The organism is Vibrio japonicus (genome assembly GCF_024582835.1).
Lineage (GTDB): Bacteria > Pseudomonadota > Gammaproteobacteria > Enterobacterales > Vibrionaceae > Vibrio > Vibrio japonicus.
On record NZ_CP102096.1, the window covers coordinates 535,209 to 561,060 of the forward strand.

16 protein-coding genes and 2 tRNA genes are annotated in these 25,852 nt (G+C 46.4%); 13 read left to right on the forward strand and 5 right to left on the reverse strand.

All coding sequences use genetic code 11. The annotated features are described in order from the left end of the window. Positions 1 to 11 precede the first annotated feature (11 nt). From ubiT to truB, 10 genes are all read left to right on the forward strand, one after another. Positions 12 to 539 carry a ubiquinone anaerobic biosynthesis accessory factor UbiT gene (gene ubiT, locus NP165_RS02585; RefSeq protein ID WP_257084781.1) on the forward strand — a complete coding sequence of 176 codons (528 nt, stop codon included), beginning with the start codon at positions 12 to 14 and terminating at the stop codon, positions 537 to 539. Next, positions 523 to 1,026 carry a GNAT family N-acetyltransferase gene (locus NP165_RS02590; protein ID WP_257084782.1) on the forward strand — a complete coding sequence of 168 codons (504 nt, stop codon included), beginning with the start codon at positions 523 to 525 and terminating at the stop codon, positions 1,024 to 1,026. Before ubiT ends, NP165_RS02590 begins: the two co-directional genes overlap by 17 nt. Before the next feature lie 282 nt (positions 1,027 to 1,308). Then, on the forward strand, positions 1,309 to 1,641 hold the full coding sequence (secG, locus tag NP165_RS02595; protein ID WP_257084783.1) for a preprotein translocase subunit SecG: 333 nt from the start codon (positions 1,309 to 1,311) through the stop codon (positions 1,639 to 1,641). Positions 1,642 to 1,656: 15 nt separating this feature from the next. Continuing rightward, positions 1,657 to 1,740, forward strand: a tRNA-Leu gene (locus NP165_RS02600). 56 nt (positions 1,741 to 1,796) lie between these two features. Continuing rightward, positions 1,797 to 1,873: transfer RNA gene (locus NP165_RS02605), tRNA-Met, on the forward strand. Between the two features lie 215 nt (positions 1,874 to 2,088). After that, positions 2,089 to 2,544: a ribosome maturation factor RimP gene (rimP, locus tag NP165_RS02610; protein WP_257084784.1), complete on the forward strand. Its 456-nt coding sequence runs from the start codon at positions 2,089 to 2,091 to the stop codon at positions 2,542 to 2,544. A 24-nt stretch (positions 2,545 to 2,568) separates the two neighbouring features. After that, a complete protein-coding gene (gene nusA, locus NP165_RS02615) occupies positions 2,569 to 4,056 on the forward strand; it encodes a transcription termination factor NusA (RefSeq protein ID WP_257084785.1) in 1,488 nt (495 codons plus the stop codon). A gap of 23 nt (positions 4,057 to 4,079) precedes the next feature. Next, a complete protein-coding gene (gene infB / locus NP165_RS02620) occupies positions 4,080 to 6,788 on the forward strand; it encodes a translation initiation factor IF-2 (protein ID WP_257084786.1) in 2,709 nt (902 codons plus the stop codon). A gap of 114 nt (positions 6,789 to 6,902) precedes the next feature. Further along, on the forward strand, positions 6,903 to 7,298 hold the full coding sequence (gene rbfA, locus NP165_RS02625) for a 30S ribosome-binding factor RbfA (protein ID WP_257084787.1): 396 nt from the start codon (positions 6,903 to 6,905) through the stop codon (positions 7,296 to 7,298). After that, the gene (gene truB / locus NP165_RS02630; RefSeq protein ID WP_257084788.1) at positions 7,298 to 8,236 is read left to right on the forward strand and encodes a tRNA pseudouridine(55) synthase TruB; all 939 of its coding nucleotides are present in this window, start codon (positions 7,298 to 7,300) and stop codon (positions 8,234 to 8,236) included. The genes rbfA and truB overlap by 1 nt, the downstream gene beginning before the upstream one ends. Before the next feature lie 55 nt (positions 8,237 to 8,291). Here the strand turns inward: truB and NP165_RS02635 are convergent, their stop codons facing one another. The 5 genes from NP165_RS02635 to gltB (NP165_RS02655) form a co-directional block, all read right to left on the reverse strand. Further along, complete coding sequence (locus NP165_RS02635; protein ID WP_257084789.1) at positions 8,292 to 8,720, reverse strand: DUF1499 domain-containing protein; 429 nt, start codon at positions 8,718 to 8,720, stop codon at positions 8,292 to 8,294. A gap of 116 nt (positions 8,721 to 8,836) precedes the next feature. Continuing rightward, on the reverse strand, positions 8,837 to 10,249 hold the full coding sequence (locus NP165_RS02640; RefSeq protein ID WP_257084790.1) for a glutamate synthase small subunit GltD family protein: 1,413 nt from the start codon (positions 10,247 to 10,249) through the stop codon (positions 8,837 to 8,839). 20 nt (positions 10,250 to 10,269) lie between these two features. Then, positions 10,270 to 14,733 carry a glutamate synthase large subunit gene (gene gltB / locus NP165_RS02645; RefSeq protein ID WP_257084791.1) on the reverse strand — a complete coding sequence of 1,488 codons (4,464 nt, stop codon included), beginning with the start codon at positions 14,731 to 14,733 and terminating at the stop codon, positions 10,270 to 10,272. A 432-nt stretch (positions 14,734 to 15,165) separates the two neighbouring features. Then, positions 15,166 to 16,635, reverse strand: coding sequence for a glutamate synthase subunit beta (locus NP165_RS02650; protein ID WP_257084792.1), 1,470 nt, complete (start codon positions 16,633 to 16,635; stop codon positions 15,166 to 15,168). Beyond that, entirely contained in the window at positions 16,635 to 21,176 is a 4,542-nt protein-coding gene (gltB, locus tag NP165_RS02655; RefSeq protein WP_257084793.1) for a glutamate synthase large subunit, read from the reverse strand. Before gltB (NP165_RS02655) ends, NP165_RS02650 begins: the two co-directional genes overlap by 1 nt. Before the next feature lie 538 nt (positions 21,177 to 21,714). On the opposite strand from gltB (NP165_RS02655), the gene mnmL reads away from it, so the two are divergent. The 3 genes from mnmL (at position 21,715) to NP165_RS02670 (ending at position 25,820) form a co-directional block, all read left to right on the forward strand. Next, positions 21,715 to 22,662: a tRNA modification radical SAM protein MnmL/YtqA gene (mnmL, locus tag NP165_RS02660; RefSeq protein ID WP_257084794.1), complete on the forward strand. Its 948-nt coding sequence runs from the start codon at positions 21,715 to 21,717 to the stop codon at positions 22,660 to 22,662. A gap of 360 nt (positions 22,663 to 23,022) precedes the next feature. After that, a complete protein-coding gene (arcB, locus tag NP165_RS02665; RefSeq protein WP_257084795.1) occupies positions 23,023 to 25,365 on the forward strand; it encodes an aerobic respiration two-component sensor histidine kinase ArcB in 2,343 nt (780 codons plus the stop codon). A gap of 5 nt (positions 25,366 to 25,370) precedes the next feature. After that, complete coding sequence (locus NP165_RS02670; protein ID WP_257084796.1) at positions 25,371 to 25,820, forward strand: hypothetical protein; 450 nt, start codon at positions 25,371 to 25,373, stop codon at positions 25,818 to 25,820. Positions 25,821 to 25,852: the final 32 nt, after the last annotated feature.

The window sequence follows — 25,852 nt, forward strand, 5'->3', positions numbered from 1 at the left end:
GGATAATTTGCGTGATTAACAAGATTCGTACTCAACTAGTTCAAAATGCCGCTTCAATTTTGCGATCTCCAGTCCACTTATTGCCACATTCTGTTCAAAATAAAGCCTTGTTAGAAGGGCTGAAATTGGCATTTAAAGAGGCTCTTGAAGAGGGAGATTTTGAATTTCTCGAAGGGAAATGGTTAAAAGTGTCAGTATCGGATATCGAGCTAAGTTGGTGTATCAGTTACGAAGATAAAAGATTGATAGTCGCGGACACACCAGTTCAAGAAGATGTCGCGTTTAGTGGCAATCTCAATGACCTTGTATTGATAGCAGGACGAAAAGAAGATCCCGATACGCTTTTTTTTCAGCGTAGACTGACTATTGAGGGAGATACGGAACTGGGACTGGAAGTTAAGAACTTAATGGACAGCATCGATTTAGATTCTTTGCCAAAACCGTTGCAAACTTTATTAAATCAACTAGCCGAATTTGTGTATAAGGGCTTACAATCGCCTTTAACACAAAGTGAGGTAGTACATGCTTATTCGAACTGAAGCCCCGGCTGATATTCTTGCCGTTGATCAATTGCTCAAGTCTGCATTTGAAACAGACGCAGAAGCCAATCTGGTTATGAAACTAAGAGAAAATGGTCATCGCACATTATCGTTAGTCGCATCGAGTGATGAAGGAGACGTAGTCGGCTACGTTTTGTTTAGCCCTGTCACAATCAATGGTGAGGATTACAACTGGCAAGGATTAGCACCGTTAGCGGTAAAACAAGAATATCGCCGACAAGGTATTGCTAAAAGACTGATCGAAGAGGCATTTGCATCGCTGCTTGAGTTGGGATATCCGGCGTGTGTCGTGTTAGGTGATCCGGCTTATTATGGACGTTTAGGGTTCGAGGCGAGTGAACAGCACGGTATGCGTTGCCAGTGGGATGTGCCAGAAGGTGTCTTTCAGGTGAAAGAACTTCGCTCAGGAGAGTTCGAAGGTCAAAGTGGGATGATTGAGTATTGCTCGGAGTTTTCTCATTTATAAAGAAAGCGCCTCTTAATACTGTTCGAGCATGTATGCGTTAATTTATAGGCACTTACTGCTACTAAGTTCTTAGAGTTCGCGGACTTCTGCAGGATAATATTGACTTTTGTCCTTTTTTTGACCGTTTAACATGGCTGGAATGCTTTTTTGTAAATTATCGCTTGTCAGCGCCAAATCGTTTCGCTAGTATTGCTCGGCCTTCGAAAAGGAGGTCGCTAGCCTTGTTCTGAAATGCAATTTCGAGCGGCGCTGGCTCAACAATTTGGAACATAGGTGGAAAGAATGTTTACAGTTCTACTTGTGATTTACCTGTTGGCAGCGGTTGGTGTAGTCGGCCTAGTGTTGATTCAACAAGGTAAAGGCGCAGATATGGGAGCCTCATTCGGTGCAGGCGCATCAAACACAGTGTTTGGCGCAAGCGGCTCAGGTAATTTCCTAACCCGAATGACTGCAGTTTTTGCAACAGTATTTTTCGTTCTCAGCTTAGTACTTGGTAACATGTCAACTCATAAAACTGAATCTCAGTGGGTAGACCCGACTCAAGGTCAAGTTATCGAACAAGCTGATAACGTGAGTGAAGTTCCAGCTCAAGAGAGCAGTGAAATTCCTCAATAAGCTAAAGATTTAGCTGCCGAGATGGTGAAATTGGTAGACACGCTAGCATGAGGTGCTAGTGCCTTAGGTGTGAGGGTTCGAGTCCCTCTCTCGGCACCATTGATTTACAAACTTGTAAAACACCTTGTAGAGCGTATAATGCTCGACAAGTCGGACGCGGGGTGGAGCAGCTTGGTAGCTCGTCGGGCTCATAACCCGAAGGTCGTCGGTTCAAATCCGGCCCCCGCAACCAATCTTATTTTCTATTTTAGAAAAATAGATGTGGGCAAGTTTGCACAGTGTTATACTGTGAGTTAAGTAGGATTACTTAACACATCAGGGTCCAGCAACAAAAAACCCCGACTATCGGGGTTTTTTGTTATCTAAATTTCCTTACGGAGGAATTTGGATAATGCTTGGAATTTAAATTGGGCTCTGAGCCCTTTTTTTGTTTCTGGGGTGGTTTAAATGACTGGTTTAGAAAGACAACTTACTGAAATGCTTGAAGCTCCGGTAGCGGCATCAGGTTATGAGTTAGTTGGATTAGAATTTATTCGCGCAGGCGAGCATTCAACGCTACGTATCTATATTGACCATGAGAATGGCATCACAGTCGATGACTGTGCAGAGGTTAGCCGTCAGGTTAGCGCTGTTATGGACGTTGAAGATCCAATCACTGTGGCTTACAACCTAGAAGTGTCTTCTCCAGGCCTAGAAAGACCACTTTTCAAAGCAGCACACTATGAACAATTTATTGGTCACGAGGTAAGCATCGTTTTGAAAATGGCTGTTGGCAACCGTCGCAAGTGGAAAGGTACGATCCACTCTGTTGAAGGTGAAACAGTAACAGTTACTGTTGAAGGTAACCAAGAAGAGTTTGCTCTAAGCAACATTTCAAAAGCTAACCTAATCCCTAAGTTTTAAGCAGAGTCTTAGAGGCTATTTAAAATGAGTAAAGAAATTTTAGCGGTAGCGGAAGCGGTATCGAACGAAAAAGCGGTACCTCGTGAGCGAATCTTTGAAGCATTAGAAATCGCACTAGCTACATCTACTAAGAAAAAGTACGAGATTGAAATCGATGTACGTGTAGAGATCGATCGCAAAACTGGCGAATTTGAGACTTACCGTCGTTGGTTGGTTGTAGAAGACGTTGAGCACCCAACAAAAGAGATTTCTCTAGAAGCGGCTCAATATGAAGATGATTCAGTTGAGCTAGGCGATTACGTAGAAGACCAAATCGAGTCAGTAACGTTTGACCGTATTACGACTCAAACAGCAAAGCAAGTGATCGTACAAAAAGTACGTGAAGCAGAGCGTGCACAAATCGTAGAACAGTTCATCGACAACGAAGGTGAGCTAGTTACTGGTGTGGTTAAGAAAGTTAACCGTGACACAGTGGTGCTAGACCTAGGTAACAACGCAGAAGCGGTAATCCTACGTGATGACCAACTTCCACGCGAAAACTTCCGTCCGGGCGACCGTGTACGTGGTCTTCTATACCGCGTTGCTCCAGAAGCTCGTGGCTTCCAGCTATTCATTACTCGTTCTAAACCAGAAATGTTGGCTGAACTATTCCGTGTTGAAGTGCCAGAAATCGCTGAAGAGATCATCGAGCTGAAAGGTGCTGCACGCGATCCTGGTTCACGCGCTAAAATTGCAGTTAAGACTAACGACAAACGTATCGACCCTGTAGGTGCGTGTGTGGGTATGCGTGGTGCACGTGTACAAGCTGTATCTGGTGAGCTTGGTGGCGAGCGTATCGATATTGTTCTGTGGGACGATAACCCAGCACAATTCGTAATTAATGCAATGGCTCCTGCAGATGTTGCTTCTATCATCGTTGATGAAGACGCTCATGCAATGGACATCGCAGTAGAAGCTGACAACCTAGCACAAGCGATTGGTCGTAACGGTCAAAACGTACGTCTTGCTTCACAACTAACAGGTTGGGAACTGAACGTAATGACTGTGGCGGATCTGCAAAAGAAACACGCTGAAGAATCTCAGGCTTCTATCGAAAACTTCATGAAGTACCTAGATATTGAGGAAGACTTTGCTCAACTTCTAGTTGAAGAAGGTTTCTCTACTCTTGAAGAAGTTGCCTACGTTCCGGTTAACGAATTACTAGAAGTAGATGGTCTGAATGAAGACTTAATCGAAGAGCTACGTAGCCGTGCGAAAGAAGCTCTAACCACGATCGCTCTTGCTAAAGAAGAGTCATTCGAAGGTGCAGAGCCAGCTGAAGACCTGCTTTCTTTAGAAGGTCTAGAGCGTGAAATGGCATACAAATTGGCAGCAAAAGGTGTAGCAACACTAGAAGACTTAGCTGACCAAGGTATTGATGATTTAGAAGGTATTGAAGGTCTAACCGAAGAGCGCGCTGGTGAGCTTATCATGGCTGCTCGCAACATTTGTTGGTTCGGCGAAGACGCATAATTTTTCAGCAAGGAGGAAGCGGCATGACACAAATGACTGTAAAAGCATTAAGTGAAGAAATTGGTACACCAGTGGACCGCTTAGTTGAACAACTTGCTGATGCTGGTATGAAAAAAGCGAGTAATGATCAGATTTCAGAAGATGAAAAACAGCAACTTCTGACACATCTTAAGAAAGAGCACGGCGATAACTCAGGTGACGCCGAGCCTACTCGCTTGACTCTGCAACGTAAGACTCGTAGTACACTTAGTGTAAATGCTGGTGGCGGCAAGAGTAAGAATGTTCAGGTTGAAGTGCGCAAGAAACGTACCTACGTGAAGCGCAGTGCAATCGAAGACGAAGCAAAACGTGAAGCTGAAGACGCGGCAAAACGTGAAGCTGAAGACGCGGCAAAACGTGAAGCTGAAGAAGTGGCAAAACGTGAAGCTGAAGAAGCAGCAAAACGTGAAGCTGAAGAAGCAGTGAAACGCGAAGCTGAAGAAAAAGCGAAACGCGAAGCAGAAGAAAAAGCTAAGCGTAACGTGGACGAGAAAGTTACACGTGATGCGGAAAAAGCAAAACGTGAAGCTGAAGAAAAATCAAAGCAAGAAGCAGCGCGAAAAGAGGCCGACGAGCTTAAACGTCGTCAGGAAGAAGAAGCTAAACGTAAAGCTGAAGAGGAAAGTCAGCGCAAGCTTGAAGAAGCGCGCGAATTGGCTGAGAAGAATAAAGAGCGTTGGTCTGCTGCAGAAGAGAAAAAGGGTGATATGGAAGATACAGATTACCATGTAACGACTTCACAATATGCACGTGAAGCCGAAGATGAAGCAGATCGTCGTGAAGAAGGTGGTCGCCGTAAGAAGAAGAAAGCAGCTTCTTCTAAAAGCAATGAGCAAAACCAGGGTGGCCGTAACTCACGTCCTGGCAGAGCTCGTAAAGGTAAGCTAGCGAAGCCATCTTCAATGCAACAAGCATTCGACAAGACTGCTGCAGTAGCAAAAGCTGATGTTGTAATCGGTGAAACCATTGTGGTTTCTGAGCTTGCAAACAAGATGTCTGTTAAAGCAACAGAAGTTATCAAAGCGATGATGAAGATGGGCGCTATGGCGACTATCAACCAAGTGATTGACCAAGAAACGGCACAATTGATTGCTGAAGAAATGGGTCACAAGGTAATTATTCGTAAAGAGAACGAGCTAGAAGAAGCGGTACTAAGCGACCGTGATAGCGACGCAGAAGCAATGCCACGTGCACCAGTTGTTACCATCATGGGGCACGTTGACCACGGTAAAACATCGACGCTTGACTACATTCGTCGTACACACGTTGCATCTGGCGAAGCGGGTGGTATTACACAGCACATCGGTGCTTACCACGTTGAAACTGACAATGGCATGATCACGTTCCTTGATACTCCAGGACACGCGGCGTTTACTGCAATGCGTGCTCGTGGTGCTCAGGCAACAGATATCGTTGTACTTGTTGTAGCGGCAGACGATGGCGTGATGCCACAAACAATCGAAGCTATCCAGCACGCGAAAGCGGCAGGCGTACCTCTGATTGTTGCTGTGAACAAGATCGATAAAGAAGATGCGAACCCAGACAACGTTAAGAACGAGCTAGCTCAATACGACGTTATTCCTGAGGAGTGGGGCGGTGAGAACATGTTTGTTCACATCTCTGCGAAACAGGGTACTAACATCGATGGTCTTCTAGAAGCTATTTTGCTTCAATCAGAAGTTCTAGAGCTGACTGCTGTTGCTGATGGTATGGCGTCTGGTGTGGTTGTTGAATCTCGTCTTGATAAAGGTCGCGGTCCAGTTGCTACAGTACTTGTTCAATCAGGTACACTACGCAAGGGTGACATCGTACTTTGTGGTCAAGAGTACGGCCGTGTTCGTGCAATGCGCGATGAACTAGGTCAAGAGATCACTGAAGCAGGTCCATCTATCCCAGTAGAGATCCTAGGTCTTTCTGGTGTGCCTTCTTCAGGTGACGAAGCGACAGTTGTACGTGACGAGCGTAAAGCGCGTGAAGTTGCAAACTACCGTGCAGGTAAGTTCCGTGAAGTTAAACTAGCTCGTCAGCAGAAATCTAAGCTAGAGAACATGTTCTCTAACATGGCTGCTGGTGAAGTTGCTGAACTAAACGTAGTACTGAAAGCTGACGTACAGGGTTCTGTGGAAGCAATCTCTGACTCACTACTGAAACTATCTACTGACGAAGTTAAAGTTAACATCGTTGGTTCTGGTGTTGGTGGTATCACAGAGACTGATGCAGTACTTGCTGAAGCTTCAAACGCAATCATCCTTGGCTTTAACGTTCGTGCTGATGCATCTGCTCGTCGTGCGATTGAAACTGCAAGTGTTGATCTACGTTACTACTCAATCATCTACCAGCTAATCGACGAAGTTAAACAAGCGATGGGCGGTATGCTTGCTCCAGAATTCAAGCAAGAGATCATTGGTCTTGCTGAGGTTCGTGACGTGTTTAAGTCACCGAAACTGGGTGCAATCGCAGGTTGTATGGTTACTGAAGGTCTGATTAAGCGTAACAACCCAATTCGCGTTCTACGTGACAACGTTGTTATCTACGAAGGTGAACTAGAGTCACTACGTCGCTTTAAAGATGACGTTCAAGAAGTTAAAAATGGTTACGAGTGTGGTATCGGCGTTAAGAACTACAACGACGTTCGCGTAGGCGACCAGATCGAAGTATTCGAAATCGTTGAAATCAAACGTACTCTAGACTAATTGACTAAAATTACTCACGATGTCTGATAAAGATTAAGTGGTAATTGGTTGTTGAATACACCATGGGGGGCTGGGTTGACCATCCCCCCATTCTTTCTATTTGTGAGAAAAGATATGTCAAAAGAATTTAGCCGCACGCAGCGCGTAGCACAGCAGCTGCAAAAAGAATTGGCGATGATCCTGCAACGTGAAGTGCGTGATTCTCGTCTTGGTATGGTAACGATCTCTGATGTTGAGGTCTCTCGTGACCTTGCTTACGCGAAAGTATTTGTGACTTTCCTATGCGTGGGTGAGCAAACGCCAGAGTCTTGTCTGGAAGCGTTACGCGAGCATGAAGTACACATCCGTATGATGCTAGGTAAGCGTATTCGTCTACGCCTGACGCCAGAAATTCGTTTCTACTATGACAACACTTTGGTTGAAGGTATGCGTATGTCTAACCTTGTGACTGAAATTGTGCAGACTGATAAACAGAAGCAGAAAGATTCTGGCCGTGAGGACGAGGAATAATGGCTCGTCGTCGTAAAGGTCGTCCTATCGATGGTGTGATCCTTCTGGATAAACCTACCGGGATTTCATCTAACGACGCACTGCAAAAAGTAAAGCGTATTTACTTTGCTGAAAAAGCAGGTCATACCGGTGCACTTGACCCGTTGGCGACTGGCATGTTGCCAATCTGTCTTGGTGAAGCGACCAAATTTTCGCAGTTTTTGCTCGATTCAGATAAACGCTACCGAGTGATCGCTAAGCTAGGCGAACGCACCAATACGTCAGATTCAGATGGTGAAGTGGTAGAAACACGTCCAATTGATGTGGATCTTGCTAAGCTAGAGGCGTGCATCGATAAGTTCCGAGGTGAATCGGATCAAATCCCGTCGATGTTCTCGGCGCTGAAATACCAAGGTAAGCCACTTTATGAGTACGCTCGCCAAGGTATTGAAGTACCGCGTGAATCACGCAAAATCACCGTTTACGAAATCGTACTGCATCGTTTTGAAGGCGATGAAGTTGAAATGGAAGTACACTGCTCAAAAGGTACTTACATTCGTACAATCGTCGACGATTTAGGTGAGATGCTGGGTTGTGGTGCTCACGTGACTATGCTGCGCCGTACTGCGGTTGCTAAGTATCCGTATGAGAAAATGGTCACGTTAGAGCAACTGAACGAGTTGTTAGAGCAAGCGCATCGTGAAGAAAAAGCGCCGCGCGAATTGCTTGACCCACTTCTGATGCCGATGGATAGCGCGGTTGAAGATCTTCCTGAAGTGAACCTGATCCCTGATTTGGCAAACATGGTTCAACATGGTCAGCCAGTGCAGGTGTTTGGTGCTCCAACAGAAGGCCCTGTTCGCTTGACAATGGGTGAAGAAAAGCTGTTTATCGGTGTGGGAGAGATGAACGATGACGGTAAGATCGCACCAAAGCGACTTGTTGTATTTCGTGACTAACACGCCCTAATGATAAGTATTAAAAACCGAAGCATTTGCTTCGGTTTTTTTATGTTTACTCAATTAAATCTTGATCGCTCAATAGTGCTCTAAGCTGCTCGGTGCGCTTACGGTTGACACCAAAATCGGAGTATCCGACGCGGGACTCTGAACGTACGATAAGCTGCCCATCATGGATACGCAGCTCTAAGTCATCAACAAAGCGCATGATTTTGGATGTACATTCAATGCGTAAATAACCGTTGTCCTTTACTGCAGTTTTCGCTCCAGGAAGTTGCAGAGCTGCTAGTTCTATTTTGTCGATATTGGCATCGTGAGTCAGACTGAAAGGGGCAAGTGCAAATTGTTCACGGCTGTCTTGTGTTGAGACACAGTTTGGTTTGTCGCCACAAGGTGTCATAGTGCGGTCGGTCATAGTTGATACTCCTTGGCTACAGGCGGTGAGTGCAAACAATGAAAGAGCGAGGAGAGCGGGTCGTTTCATCACGTAGTCCTTATTCTGGTTTAGCCTTATTATAGAGTGCAACTCTGTTAAGAGATCAAATAAAAAGGCTGATGTATGCGCATCAGCCTTTGTAACGTATTGGTTATCTTGATGGTTTACACGTCAAGATAATCCATGATGCCTTCTGCAGCTTTGCGACCTTCGTCAATAGCGGTGACAACCAAATCGGAGCCGCGAACTGCATCACCGCCAGCAAAGATTTTCGCGTTGCTGGTTTGATACATGAACTCTTGCTCAACAGGCGCTTTGATGCGTCCCCATTGGTCCAAATCGACGCCATACGGTTCTAACCACTCCATTTTGTGTGGTTGGAAGCCAAACGCCATGATCACCACGTCAGCATCGAGTACGTGTTCACTACCCGGTACTGGCTCTGGACGTCGGCGACCTGCTTCATCTGGCTCACCAAGTGCGGTTTTCACGACTTTTACCCCAGTTACTTGGCCAGAAGCGTTGACTTCAATGCCTAGTGGTTGAAGGTTAAACATAAAGTTCACGCCTTCTTCCTTGGCATTTTTCACCTCACGTCGGGAGCCGGGCATGTTTTCTTCGTCTCGGCGGTAAGCACAGATGACATTAGATGCGCCTTGGCGTACTGACGTACGTACACAGTCCATCGCGGTATCACCACCACCAAGCACCACAACTTTTTTACCTGCCATGTCGATGAATGGTTGATCGTCTTCCAGTTCCATCACTTTGTAGGTATTGGAGATTAGGAAAGGCAGTGCGTCGTACACGCCAGTCGCGTCTTCGTTCGGCAAGCCTGCACGCATGTATTTGTATGTACCAACACCTAAGAACACGGCATCGTACTCATCGATAAGATCTTGCATCTGCACATCTTTACCGACTTCAATGTTCATACGGAATTCGACACCCATTTCGCTGAATACGCGGCGTCGGTTTTCCATTACGCCTTTTTCCAGTTTGAAAGACGGGATTCCGAAAGTCAGTAAGCCGCCAATTTCTGGGTAACGGTCGAACACGACAGGTTTTACACCGTTGCGGACCAAGACATCCGCCGCTGCTAGACCTGCGGGGCCCGCACCGATGATCGCGACTTTCTTATCCGTCCACTCCACTTTTGACATATCAGGCTTCCAGCCCATTTCAAAAGCTTTATCAGTGATGTATTTCTCGATGTTGCCTATGGTCACCGCGCCAAAGTCATCGTTAAGTGTACAGGAACCTTCACATAGCCGGTCTTGTGGACACACGCGACCACACACTTCCGGCAGGCTATTGGTTTGGTGAGAAAGCTCAGCGGCTTCTATGATTCGCCCTTCGTTGGCGAGTTTCAGCCATTGTGGAATGTAGTTGTGAACAGGACATTTCCACTCACAGTAAGGGTTACCACAATCTAAGCAGCGATCCGCCTGAGCGGTCGCTTGCTGTTTGGTAAAAGGTTCGTAGATTTCAACGAATTCGATCTTGCGCACTTTGAGTGGCTTTTTCGCAGGATCTACGCGCTGTACATCGATAAATTGGTATACGTTCTGGCTCATGATTCAGACATCCTCCATGATTACTGTGCTTGAACGCGTAGTTCTGCTGCGCTACGACTTTGATGACCTAATAGCGTATTGAGATCCGCTGCTTTCGGTTTCACCAGATAGAACTTTGGAATCCATTCATCAAAGTTCGCGAGTATTTTTTCTGCGTGTGAAGAGCCTGTTTCGTCAAGGTGCTCTGCAATTAGTCCACGCAAATGTTCTTGATGTATATATAGGTCAGACAGTGAAATGGCTTCTACGGATTCATTGTTTGTGCGACCTTGGAAGTCTTCATTTTGGTCCAATACATAAGCAAAACCGCCAGTCATACCAGCACCAAAGTTAACGCCTGTGGCACCAAGAATGGCGACGATTCCGCCTGTCATGTATTCGCATGCATTGTCACCCGCACCTTCGATCACGGTGATAGTGCCAGAGTTACGCACGCCAAATCGTTCACCTGCCGTGCCTGCAGCAAACAGTTTGCCGCCGGTCGCACCGTACAAGCAGGTGTTACCAATAATGGTGGCTTCATTACATTTGAACGCAGTACCGAGGTGAGGCTTGATAACTATCTTACCGCCAGCCATGCCTTTACCAACGTAGTCATTCGCATCGCCAGTCAGGTAAAGCTCTACGCCACCCGCGTTCCATACACCGAATGACTGACCAGCAGTACCGTCAAGGTGGATTTTAATGGGCGATGCAGCCATACCTTGGTTGCCGTAACGTTTGGCAATTTCACCTGAAAGGCGTGCACCAACAGAACGGTCAGTGTTGATGACTTTGTAGAAGAAACTTGCTGACTGACGCGCTTCAACTGACGCTAAGGCATCTTCAACGATTTTATGATTGAGTTCCGCTTTATCAAACGGATGGTTTGGCTCTGTCCAGAATAGAGGGTGACCTTCTGGCGAAACAGGTGCTTCGAGAATATTAGATAAGTCGAGCTTAGATTGCTTCGCCGTCATGCCGTTTACAGTTTCAAGCAGGTCGGTTCGGCCAATTAAGTCGGTGAGTTTTTCTACCCCTAGCTCCGCCAGTAATTCGCGAACTTCTTCCGCAATACCCGTAAAGTAGTTAATCACCATTTCAGGCAAGCCTTTAAAGAACTCTTTACGCAACGTTTCATCTTGTGTTGCAACACCCGTTGCACAGTTGTTCAGGTGGCAAATTCGCAGGAATTTACATCCCATCGCTACCATTGGAGCAGTACCAAAACCGAAACTTTCTGCGCCCAGAATCGCGCCTTTTACTACGTCTAGGCCAGTTTTTAATCCACCATCAACCTGAAGGCGGATTTTATGCCTTAGCCCGTTGGCAACCAGAGCTTGCTGGGTTTCTGCTAAACCAAGTTCCCACGGACAGCCTGCGTATTTAACCGAGGTCAGCGGGCTTGCGGCTGTACCACCATCGTAACCTGAGATAGTGATAAGATCGGCGTATGCTTTAGCAACACCAGTCGCTATCGTACCGACGCCTGGTTCAGATACCAATTTCACAGAGACTAGAGCATCAGGGTTAACTTGCTTCAAATCGAAAATCAGCTGAGCCAAGTCTTCGATAGAATAAATGTCGTGGTGCGGCGGAGGTGAAATTAATGTCACACCTTGCACTGAATAGCGTAGCTTCGCGATCTCGGCAGTGACTTTATGGCCAGGCAGCTGACCACCTTCGCCCGGTTTTGCACCTTGAGCGACTTTAATCTGTAACACGTCGGCGTTAGTCAAGTAGTGAGGCGTCACCCCAAAACGGCCAGAAGCGATCTGCTTAATACGTGAGTTGCGCTCAGTACCGAAACGGCGTGGATCTTCGCCACCTTCACCAGAGTTAGAGTAACCACCTAAACGGTTCATCGCCATCGCCAAGGCTTCGTGAGCTTCAGGGCTTAACGCACCAATCGACATGGCTGCCGAGTCAAAGCGTTTGAATAATTCCGTAGTAGGTTCGATCTTTTCTAAAGGCAGTGGATTGTCTGACTTTTTGAGTGCCATCATATCGCGCAGCATTGCGATAGGGCGCTGGTTAACTTGTTCAGCGAAATGTTTATAGTCAGAGATGTCGCCTGATTTCACCGCCGTTTGTAATGTGCCTACCACATCTGGGTTATAGGCGTGGTACTCACCGCCGTGAACATATTTGAGTAAGCCACCATGTTCAATCGCTTTGCGTTTCGCCCACGCTTTGCGAGATAAGTTGTACAGATCTTGTTGGAAGTCTTCAAAGCCTGCACCTTGAATACGAGTGGTGACACCTGTAAAGCAGAGGTCAACGACTTCTTGACTCAGTCCCACCGCTTCAAAGAGTTGAGAGCATCGGTATGAAGCAACGGTAGAGATGCCCATTTTGGACATGATTTTATACAGACCTTTGTTGATACCGTATTGGTAGTTCTGCATTACATCGCGGTAACTCTTACCCAAAGCCCCATCGTCAATGAGCTTACTGAGTGCTTCATAGGCAAGATATGGATAGACAGCGGTTGCACCAAAGCCTAGAAGTACAGCAAATTGGTGAGGATCGCGCGCGGTTGCGGTTTCAACGATGATGTTTGCATCGCATCGTAAGTTTTCTTCAGCTAAGCGAGTTTGAACCGCACCGACTGCCATCGCAGCAGGAATAGGCAATTTACCTTTCACGAGAGCGCGGTCTGACAGTACAACTAAGACGGTTCCTTCACGGACAACCTGAGTCGCCAGATCACATAAGTCGTCAATGGCTTGTTTGAGGTCTTTCTCATTTGGATCATAATTGATGTCGAGAATCGTATTACGATAGTGTTCATCAGCCAGTTCCAGCAGTTGTTGCATGTCTGAATATAGAAGAACGGGTGAATCGAACGTCACTCGATGTGCGTGACCGTCGGTTTCGCAAAATACGTTCATTTCCTGGCCGATACTTGTCGCAAGTGACATCACATGCATTTCACGCAAAGGATCGATAGGCGGGTTCGTGACCTGAGCGAATTTCTGACGGAAATAGTCTGTCACTAAACGCTCTTTAGAAGACAGGACTGCCATTGGGGTATCGTCACCCATTGAGCCGACCGCTTCTTGTCCCATATCACCAAGAACGCGCAATACCTGATCGACCTCTTCGTTCGTCATCGCAAACTGCTTTTGGTAGGTATTGAGCAGATCGGTATCAAAGCTTCGTTCACCCACTTGCTCGTCAGGTAGGTCTCTAAATGGCGTTAGCTTGTGAACATTATTCTCCATCCACTCTCGGTATGGATGTCGACCTTTAAGATCATTGTCAATTTCACTTGATTGCCAGAGTTTGCCACGTCGGGTATCAATCACGAGAAGTTCACCCGGTCCCACTCGGCCTTTTTCTGCTACTTCATCTGGGGCGTAATCCCAAATGCCTACTTCGGACGCGAGTGTGATCAGCTTGTCTTTTGTTATGACATAGCGAGCAGGGCGAAGACCATTCCTATCTAGGTTACACGCAGCGTAGCGACCGTCTGATAAAACAATACCGGCAGGCCCATCCCAAGGCTCCATGTGTTTTGAGTTGAAATCGTAAAACGCTCGCAAGTCGGGGTCCATATCTGGGTGATTTTGCCAAGCAGGCGGAACCAGCATACGCATCGCTCGGAATACGTCCATACCCCCAGCCAAGAACAGATCGAGCATGTTATCTAAGCTCGACGAGTCCGAGCCGGTTTCGTTCACAAATGGAGCGGCTGTTTGTAAGTCTGGTAACAGCGGAGATGAAAACTTATAAGCTCTAGCTCGCGCCCATTGGCGGTTACCTTCGATGGTATTGATTTCACCGTTGTGCGCCAAATAACGGAACGGTTGCGCCAATGGCCAACGAGGCTGAGTGTTGGTTGAAAAACGCTGGTGGAACAAGCAGATAGCTGATTCCATGCGTAAGTCAGCCAAATCAAGATAGAAGCGCGGTAAGTCGGCTGGCATACACAGGCCTTTATAGACAAGAACCTGAGTTGAAAGGCTACAAATGTAGAAATCTTTATCTTCTGTGATTTGTTTTTCAATGCGTCGACGTGCGATGTACAAACGGCGTTCAATATCACGCTCACGCCATCCTGCAGGAGCAGAAATAAAAACTTGTTGGATGTTTGGTAAGGAATTTAGAGCGATAGGACCTAAAACATCGGCATTGGTTGGGACATCTCGCCAACCTGCAACGGTCAGAGTTTCTTTAGCTAACTCTTTGTTGATAATGTCTTTTGATGATTGCGCCTTGACTGGATTTGGGCTGAAGAAAATCATACCTACGGCGTATTGTTTACCTAGGTTGAAACCGTTTTCTTCCGCGATAAGGCGTAAATATGAGTCGGGCTTTTGTAGTAACAGACCACAGCCATCACCGGTTTTACCGTCCGCTGCGATACCGCCACGGTGGGTCATTCGATCGAGTGCTGAGATTGCTGTACGGACCAGTTTATGGCTTGGTTCACCTTCCATGTGAGCAATCAAACCAAATCCACAGTTATCTTTCTCAAGGCTTGGATTATAAAGAGCCATTGCAATTCTCCCTTTGCTTCGCTGTCTTCCAGACAGTACTACCAACATCAAAAGGGTTGGTATGTATGACTAACTATGCTTCTTAATCGTTACATTCTGCTTAAAGATGCAAAAAATACGTTGTTATAGTTTTGTTAGATTAGACGAAATCATTTTCATCGATTTCACAACGTATAGCTTATTGTGAAAAAGGTCAAGTTTTTGGTGAATCATCGCGTTAATATAGAGTTTACCAACTAATGCTCTGTTAAAAATGTTTTAAATCATATGGATAGGTTTTTTGTTGTTACAGTTTTGAAAACTTTCATCACCAGATAAACAAAAAAGGCCAGCGTATTGTGCTGGCCAAATGAAAAAGTTTGGAAGGAATGATTATTTATATAACATCACCCAGAATCATACGGGGTTGTGTGATTCCGGGTGATACGGGTATTAAGCTGATAGCATAAGCGAATCTGCTTTAGCTTCCAGGTTAGTGTTACCCATTAGGTACTCATCGATCGAGCGCGCGCACTCACGACCTTCATTGATACAACGCACAACCAAAGATTGACCGGTGCGCATATCACCTGCGGCAAATACACCTGCTTGGTTAGTTTGGAAGTCTTGAGTTGCCACGTTGCCGCGCTCATCCAAGGCAATATCCAATTGAGCAAGTACGCCAGTTGGCTCTGGGTGTAGGAAGCCCATCGCTAGGAAAGCCATGTCACATGGGATAACGCGCTCGCTGCCTTCTACTTCTTTGAAGTTAGGACGCTCACCCGGTTTTGCTTCTTCCCATACGATATCCGCAATACGCAGACCCGTTACTTCGCCTTTATCGTTACCGATAAACTCTTTAGTCAGGATATTCCAATGACGATCAACACCTTCTTCATGAGACGTCGAAGTGCGAAGGATCATCGGGTATTGTGGCCAAGGCATATTGGCAGGGCGTTGCTCTGGTGGGATCGGCATGATCTCAACTTGCGTAACACTCGCCGCGCCGTGACGATTTGATGTACCCACACAGTCAGAACCGGTATCACCACCACCGATAACCACAACATGTTTACCCGCAGCGTGAATCTCTTCACCTTTCAGGTCCATGTTGTTGGCGCGGCGGTTGTTTTGTGCCAGGAACTGCATCGCAAAGTAAACGCCGTTCAGTTCACGACCTGGGACTGGTAGATCGCGAGGTACGGTTGAACCACCAGTCAGTAGCACGACATCGAACTCTTGACGCAGTTGTTGCGCATTCACGTCAACACCGATGTGCTGGTTGACTTTAAACTCAACACCCGCTTCTGCCATTAGGTTAATCTTGCGGTCGATTACTTCCATGCTCAATTTGAAGTCTGGAATACCAAAACGCAGCAGACCACCGACTTTTTCATCACGCTCAAATACTGTCACGTGGTGACCCGCGCTGTTTAGCTGCTCTGCCGCCGCTAGGCCAGCAGGGCCACTGCCGATAATCGCGACGGTTTTTCCCGTACGAGAACGTGGCGTTTTCGGCTTCGCATAACCTTCACGGTAAGCGGTTTCAACGATGGTTTTCTCGATATTACAGATCGTGATTGGGTCTTGGTTGATACCCAAAACACACGCGCTTTCACACGGAGCAGGGCACACGCGACCCGTAAACTCTGGGAAGTTGTTGGTGGTACTTAGAATGTTCCAAGCTTCTTCCCAGCTGTCGCGGTAAACCGCATCGTTGAATTCTGGAATGATGTTGCCGATTGGACAGCCGTTATGACAAAACGGCACGCCACAATCCATACAACGTGAGGCCTGTGTATTGATCTTGTTACCAAACTCTTCGTTAAGAACGAACTCTTTGTTGTTCTTGATACGTTCAGCCGGGTCGATCTTTTGTGGTAACTCACGACCGTGCTCTAAAAATCCAGTAGGCTTACCCATTACACTGCCTCCGCTTCTTGTTGTTGCGCTGCTTCTGCCTTGCGTTTTTGAAGGACAGCTTTGTAATCACGTGGCATGACTTTCACCAAGCTTTGCAAGCTCTCTTCAAAGTTATCAAGGAACGATTGAGCAACTTCACTTCCTGTGAATTCGACATGCTTAGTTAGCATATCAAGTAGTAGATCTTTGTCTTCCTGTTCGATTGGGTCTAGGTCGACCAGTTCGTCATTCAGTTTGGATTCAAAGTCACCCGACTTATCCCAAACGTATGCGACACCGCCACTCATACCTGCAGCAAAGTTGCGGCCGGTTGAACCTAGGATCACCGCCACACCGCCAGTCATGTATTCACAACCGTGGTCGCCGATACCTTCAACCACGACTTTCGCACCTGAGTTACGAACACAGAAACGTTCACCCGCCATACCACGAATGTAAGACTCACCTGAGGTCGCGCCGTAGAAACACACGTTACCAACCACGATGTTGTCTTCTGCGATGATGCTTGAGTTCGAGTCTGGGTACAGTACCAAAGTACCGCCTGACAGACCTTTACCCCAGTAGTCGTTCGCGTCGCCTTCTACTTCAAACTTCACGCCTTTCGCTAGGAAAGCACCGAAAGACTGACCAGCAGAACCGGTGAACTTGACGTTCATAGGCTGTGGTAGACCTTGGTCTTTGTACACTTTCGAAATTTCGTTCGATAGCATAGTGCCCGCTGAACGGTCAGTGTTGATGATTGGGAACGCTGCATTCACCGCTTCACCTTTCTCAAGAGCAGGGATCGCTGCTTGAATCAACTGACGGTCTAGCACTTGTTCTAGGTTGTGGTTTTGTTGAGTCTGGTTGTACACACCGTCTAGCTCGCGAGCTTGCTCAACGTGTAGAACAGGTGTCAGGTCGAGGTTCTTGTACTTCCAGTGGCCGATGTTTTGGCGAACTTTCAGTTTCTGACCTTGGCCAACCATTTCGTCGATAGTGCGGAAACCTAGCTCAGCCATGATTTCACGCAGGCCTTCCGCCATGTATTGGAAGAAAGTCACGACATCTTCTACGCGGCCGTCAAAACGCTCACGTAGTGTCTTGTTCTGTGTTGCGATACCAACAGGACAGGTGTTCTTATGACACTTACGCATCATGATACAACCTTCAACCACTAAGGCTGCGGTTGCGACGCCCCATTCTTCAGCACCGAGTAGCGTTGCAACGGCTAAGTCGCGCGGCGTCTTCATCTGACCATCTGCTTGAACCACGATACGGTTACGTAGACCGTTCTTCAGGAGCGTTTGGTGAGTTTCTGCCAGACCCAGCTCCCACGGAAGACCAGTGTGGCGGATTGAAGACATTGGCGATGCACCAGTACCACCGTCAAAACCGGCGATAAGCACCACATCTGCTTTTGCTTTCGCAACACCCGATGCGATAGTACCGACACCCGCTTCCGATACCAGTTTCACGTTAACGCGGCCTGCGCGGTTAGCGTTCTTCAAATCGTAGATCAGCTGCGCCAAATCTTCGATTGAGTAGATATCGTGGTGCGGCGGTGGAGAAATAAGTCCGACGCCCGGAGTCGAGTGACGCGTTGCGCCGATCCAGTCATCGACTTTATCACCCGGTAGCTGACCGCCTTCGCCCGGCTTCGCGCCTTGAGCCATCTTGATCTGTAGCTCGTCTGCGTTGGTTAGGTAGTATGAGGTTACGCCGAAACGACCTGAGGCCACCTGTTTAATCGCTGAGCGTTCCCAATCGCCGTTCTCTTTACGTTCGAAACGAGTTGGGTCTTCGCCACCTTCACCTGAGTTTGATTTTGCGCCTAAGCGGTTCATCGCGACGGCTAGGGTAGAGTGTGCTTCGTGGGAAATAGAACCAAATGACATTGCACCCGTTGCAAAACGTTTAACGATGCTCTCGACTGGCTCAACTTCAGATAGCGGAACGCTGCCTGCTGGATTTTTCACAAATTCAAGCTGGCTGCGTAGTGTGACCGCTTTGTCACCTTGCTTATCTACTGCTTCAGCGTATTGCTTAAACTGAGAGTAATCTTTGTTACGCGTTGACTGTTGTAGCAGAGAAATCGTTTCTGGGTTGAACAGGTGACGTTCACCACGTTGTTTCCATTGGTAAACACCGCCCACATCCAGAATCTGAACTGGGATTTCACGTGTCGGATAACCCACACGGTGACGGATAAGCACTTCTTTGGCGATATCGTCTAGCGTCAGACCTTGGATACGCGAAACCGTACCGGTGAAGTATTTCTCAACGACTGATTTGCTGATCCCCAATGCTTCAAAGATTTGTGCACCGTGGTAAGACTGAAGTGTCGAGATACCCATCTTAGAGAAGATCTTCAACAGGCCACCGTTGACGGCTTTACGGTAGTTGTTGAACAGATCGCGCGGATCCGCATCTGAATCTAGTTTCTTCTTACGCTGTAGATCGATGATGGTTTCGATAACCATGTACGGGTTAACCGCGTTCGCGCCATAGCCTACAAGCGTTGCAAAGTGGTGTGTTTCACGCGCGTCACCGGTTTCAACCACGATGCCACATTTCGCACGTAAGCCTTTGCGGATCAAGTGGTGGTGAACTGCGCCAACCGCTAGCATTGCTGGAATCGCAGCGTGGTTTGAGTTAACCGCACGGTCGGTGAGGACGATGATTGAGTAACCGTCAACCACTGCGTCTTCTGCGTATTGGCAAATGCGTTTTAGAGCGCGCTCTAGTTTGCCTTCGTCTTCGCTGGCTTGGAATACGATATCAAGCGTTTTCGCTTGTAGGTGTTCGTTATCAATCGCACGCAGTTTCTCTAGTTCAGAGTTCGAGATAACTGGTGATTCCAGTTCGACCTTACGACAGTGAATAGGTGACTCTGCTAGCAGGTTCTGATCCTTACCAATGTAAGTGTTCAGTGACATAACCATGCGCTCACGAATCGGGTCGATTGGTGGGTTGGTTACCTGAGCAAACAGCTGTTTAAAGTAGTTGGAAAGATGCTGAGATTGGTGTGAAAGCACAGCCAGTGGCCAGTCTGCACCCATTGCCGTTAGCGGCTCTTTGCCGTCGTTGGCCATCGGGACGATGATCTCGTTCACTTCTTCAGACGTGATACCAAACGCTTGTTGGCGGTGAAGAACACGCTCAGGGTTTGGCTGGCTGTGTACGCTGTCTGCGGCAGGCAGTTTGTTCAGACTGAGTAGGTTTTCTTCCACCCATTTTTCGTATGGTTGCGCCGTCGCGATGCTGTCTTTCACTTCTTCATCAGAGATGATACGACCTTGTTCTAGGTCAGCGACGAAGATACGACCTGGTTGTAGACGACCACGGAACTCGACGTTCTCAGGTGCGATTTCTACAACGCCAGACTCTGATGCCATTACCAAGAAGTCATCTTTGGTCACTGTGTAGCGTGAAGGGCGTAAACCGTTACGGTCAAGCGTTGCGCCAACTTGAACACCATCGGTGAAACAAACCGAAGCCGGGCCATCCCATGGTTCCATGATGTTCGCGTGGTATTGGTAGAACGCGCGACGCTTTGGATCCATGTTTTTGTTTTCTTGCCACGCTTCAGGGATCAACATCATTAGCGCGTGCGGCAGTGTACGGCCTGAAAGAACCAACAGTTCTAACGCCATATCGAAGTTCGATGAATCTGAGCTGCCTTCTTGACAAATTGGCAGCAGCATATCGATCTCTGCTTGAGTAAACAGATCCGATTGAATGATCGCTTCGCGCGCTTTCATCCAGTTCAAGTTACCGCGAACCGTGTTGATTTCACCGTTGTGGGCAATGTAACGGAAAGGCTGTGCCAAGCGCCATTTAGGGAATGTATTGGTAGAGAAACGAGAGTGTACCAGAGCGAGCGCTGTCACCATCGTTGGATTCTGTAAGTCTAGGAAGTATTGCGGTACTTGCTCTGTCGTTAGCTGACCTTTGTAAACCAGCGTCTTGTATGACATTGAGTTGATGTAAAAATCATCACCAATGTTTGAGACGCTTTCTAAACAAACGCGCACCGTGTAGTTACGTAGTACGTAAAGCTTACGTTCCAACTCTTCAGGTGTTGTGCTTGGACCACCAGAGACAAATACGTGTTCGAATTGCGGTTCTGTGCTTAATGGGTCAGCACCGATCATTGAGTTGTCTGTTGGCAGTTCACGGTAACCCAGAACTTCTAGGTCAAGACGTTTTGCGTTGCGTTCTAGAATGTCACGGCATTGCGCGCGTTTGTGTTCGTCTTTCGGGAACAACACCACGCCGACACCGTATTTTTCGAAAGAAGGCAGTTTAATACCCAGTTTAACCGCTTCTTCCAAAAGAAATTCGTGAGGTTTTTGTAGCAAGATACCTGCGCCGTCACCACTACATGGGTCACAGCCTTGACCGCCGCGGTGTTCCATACGCGCTAGCATGTCGAGTGCTTGGGTTACTACTTCGTGAGATTTACGGTTTTTAAGGTGAGCAACAAAACCGATACCACAAGCGTCGTGCTCCAGCTCAGGAGTGTAAAGACCTTGGGCTTTTTGCTCTCTATCTACCATAGATACATCCTTCCAGTTTAAAGGCACGAAAATGCGTGTCGAAACTCGCTTTTACGACCTGTCCTTTATTTTTATGATTCCAAGTCATCCTAGGTTGGCGACTTTGATTCCATTCCGCCTCTCGCAGGAAAAATATTGCGAGATAAACAATCCTTGGTGATATCCGTGTTTTTTGTATCACTAACTAGTGATTTATATAGGTGGGATCGGAATATCACCGAAGTTTTAGTTATCGATTATGTAATTTAAAACACAAAAAACACTAAAACCTGAAAATATCCTACAATTTTGTCAGCTTTGAATGCAATCAAAATTCGTACTGATATTTACATTTTTTTGGTTATAAACTAATTAATATGTTTAACTTTTGATTAACATTCGTGTTTGGTACGGTGTTTTATGCATGTTTATTGACTTTGCATAACTTTTCATCTGTTTGAAATCGATACCTTTCTTCCTCCTATATTTTCAGTGCTGTAATTAAATTACATGCATAGCAATGAGATTCATTCTCGATGTTTTGAGGTTTGAGAGACGTATGCAGTTACATGAGTTGGTGAATACAATTGGTCAGGATCTACAGCGTCGCTATGGAGAAAAGGTGCATAAGCTGACACTCCACGGTGGTTTTAGCTGTCCAAACCGTGATGGGACGATTGGGCGAGGTGGATGTACTTTCTGTAATGTCGCGTCATTTGCCGATGAAGAAGCTCGGGTTCAAAGCATCCATGAACAACTAAAAGAACGTGCTGGAGAAGTGAATCGAGCAAAGCGTTATCTCGCTTATTTTCAAGCATACACCAACACTTATGCTGAGGTTCAGGTGCTGAAAAGTATGTATGAAGAAGCACTAAAATCGGCAGATATTGTTGGATTATGTGTAGGAACGCGCCCTGATTGTGTTCCCGACGCTGTATTGGATTTACTTGCTGACTATGTGAACAAGGGATATGAGATCTGGCTGGAGCTGGGATTACAAACATCGAACAACCAGACGTTAAAACGTATAAATCGCGGTCATGACTTTGAATGTTATGCTGACATGACCAAGAAGGCGCGCTCTTTGGGTATTAAAGTCTGTACTCACTTGATAGTCGGATTACCTAAAGAAAGCCGCCTAGACAATATTGAAACTTTGCAGAAAGTGCTCGATGTTGGCACAGATGGAATCAAGCTCCATGGTCTGCATATTGTCGAGGGGAGCACATTGGCTAAAGCCTGGAAAGCGGGCAGGCTTGAAGTGCAGGAGCTAGAAGAGTATGTATCTATCGCGAGTGAGATGATACGAATGACCCCACCGGAGATTATCTTCCACCGAGTATCATCTGCTGCGCGAAGACCCACATTACTGGCTCCTTTGTGGTGTGAAAACCGCTGGTTAGCGATGACGGAAATTGGACGTTCTTTAAGCAAGGATGGCGCACAAGGCTCGTCGATCAATCAGCCATTTGTCTACGAAAAACCCATTCTCAATACCCTGAATTAATGGTGTTTTTAGTTCGTTCTTCCGTAGACGTAAAGGTTGAATTTGACCTAAAAAGCTTGTGCTGGCTTACATGGAATATGTGTGTATCACACATCCAATAATTACCATTCTGAAGAGAAGGGATTCTTTTAGCAGTATAGGGTTAAAACAGGTAACATTAGTCTGTTTCTGTGTAAGTGATGATATGCGTTCATTCTTTATTATCATTTCAAATTGACTGCTTGCCCCATCAATGACATCGCCTTATTTGAGTACCTAAATGTTCCTCGTTTCCAGTACGTTGTTTAGGGTTGGCAAGGCATATCCATCTCGTTACTTATTCAGAACGCTATATTATTTTGTTACCGCATGGAGCGCTTGATGAAGCCGATCAAAAACCTCGCCCAGTATTACGTTGATCTCCTTGTTAAACTTGGTATTTTGCGTTTTTCTATCTTGCTAGCATTAGCTTTAGTGGCACTTGCTGTCGTTGTACAAGTTGGAGTAACACTTGTATTAACAGGGCATGTGGATGATATCGATATTGTCCGCTCAGTCTTCTTTGGCCTACTTATTACCCCTTGGGCCGTTTATTTCCTTTCCGTGGTTGTGGATCAATTGGAAGAGTCACGCCAACGTCTGACCAAGCTGGTGTCTAAACTCAAGGATATGCGTTCACGAGATCAAGAGTTAAATCTGCAGCTACAAAAAAATATCTCCAAGCTTAATCAAGAAATTGAAGAGCGAATTAAAGCAGAGGAAGCCAGAGAAGAAGCAATGAAAGACCTCGAAAACGAAGTCTATCAGCGTGAGCGTACTCAGGTTGAACTCGCGGAGCGAACGGCACTATTACGCTCATTTATCGATGCGTCTCCTGACTTAATCTACTATCGGAATGCAGAAGGTATTTTCTCTGGCTGTAACCGTGCGATGGAAGAGTTAACAGGTAAAAAAGAGAATCAGCTGGTTGGCTTAACTCCGTGGGATGTCTACAGCAAAGAAGAAGCACAGCAAATTGTAGAGACAGACCAGAAGGTATTTACTGATAATCAGACGTTAACGTATGAGCAATGGCTGCATTACCCTGATGGACGAAAAAACTACTTTGAACTCCGCAAAGTCCCGTTCTATAGCAAGGATGGTCGTCATTTGGGATTAGTGGGCTTTGGTCGTGATATTACCGAGCGTAAACGCCATGAAGAATCGCTAGAAAAAGCGAGCCGAGACAAAACGACTTTTATCTCTACCATCAGCCATGAGCTACGAACGCCACTCAACGGTATTGTTGGTTTGAGTCGGATGCTGCTAGATACTCAGTTGACCGAAGAGCAGCGTCACCATATGCAGACGATTAATGTCAGTGCGATCACGCTCGGTAACATCTTTAACGACATTATCGATATGGATAAATTTGATCGTCGTAAGTTGGAGTTGTACCCGTCGGTGCTGAACTTTGAGCAGTTCGTCAGCGAGATAGAGAGTATTGCCGCGTTGATGGCTTCTCAAAAAGGCTTACGCTTTGATCTAGAAAGATTGAGTGATCTACCTTCAGTCATTGAAGTGGATGCGACTCGTTTGCGCCAAGTGCTTTGGAATTTGATCAGTAACGCGATGAAATTTACCAAAGAAGGTGGTGTAGTGATGTCTGTCAGTGCTGATGTGGAAGAAGACGTTGCTAACATTACAATCGAAGTAGAAGACAGCGGCATTGGTATTCCAGAATCAGAACTGAGTAAAATTTTTGCCATGTACTATCAGGTTAAGTCTGGCAAAGACAACCTTCATGCTGTTGGTACAGGCATCGGCTTGTCCGTTTCTAAGCAATTGATTAATCTAATGGACGGTGACATTACCGTTGTGAGTGAAGAAGGCTTCGGAAGTACGTTTACCGTGACGATCCGAGTGCCTCTGGCGGAAGTTCCAGAAGCAGAAAAATCCGTTCCTCAAAAGCAACCTGAGCTTAATATTTTTATGGTAGAAGATATTGAACTCAATATAACGGTTGCCCGTTCACTACTTGAAAGTATGGGACATGAAGTGTCGGTCGCGATGACTGGTGAAGAAGCTATCGAGATGTTTGACCCTGAGCTTTACGATCTCGTGTTTCTCGATATCCAACTACCCGATATGACGGGCTTTGATGTCGCAGAGTTTTTTAGAAAAACTTACAAAGATTTACCTCCATTGGTCGCGCTTACGGCGAATGTACTAAAAAACAAAGGAGAGTATTTAGAGAAAGGCATGGATGCAGCCATTAGTAAGCCTCTGTCGGTTACCGACGTTCAGGATGTGATAACGCAATTTACTCAAGGAGAGAATAGCTTGCCAGTTCAATCAGCAGATAAACCGACCGAAGTCCAGGAAAGTAACGACATATATTCCCGTTTACTTGACCTAGATATGCTTCACTCTTATGTCGATATTGTCGGGACTAAGCCCGTTATTGAGAGTATTGAGATGTTCGAAGAGATGATGCCTTCGTACATTAATGTGTTGGATTCTAATATGGTCGCTAAGCATCAAGATGGCATTGTCTCCGAAGCGCATAAGATAAAAGGTGCCGCAGGGTCGGTCGGTCTCAAGCATATTCAGAGTGTGGCTCAAAAAGCACAGTCTCCAGATTTACCTGCATGGTGGGAAAATATAGACGATTGGGTCGAAGAGATTAAAAACGAGTATCAACACGACATCAAAGTATTGAAAGAGTGGCTAGCACAAAGGTAGCGTCGATGAAAATGAGATTATTGGTGGGTGTACTAAGTATCGGTCTTTTAGGTGGTTGTTCTAGTGATCAAGCCGCTGAAGGGCGCAATCCACAAAGCGTTGTTGAGTCTACACAATCAACGCTCAGTAGCCATCTGTGGATCAATATGATGCCCACTATTGGTGAGCTACAGGATACACAACTGCATGGCTCCTTATACATTGAGTCGACACAAGTTTTGCCGGTCGATATGGACGTGCAGAGCGTTTTGATTCGCCAGGATGGCCGTAGTTGGATGATTCACGGTGAATATCTTGATCTGCGTACGCATAGCCCAAATCAGTGGGAAGTCGCGTTTGTATGGCAATTTGAGATAAATCCCGATCTACCTGTGGATATTGAGTTGGCATTGAAAACGAATGACAGCGTGGAACGACTGACTGAAAAAAATGTAGAAGTTCAGCGAGTGTATTAGTCACTCACTATCTGAAGAGTTGTTTGTCTTGC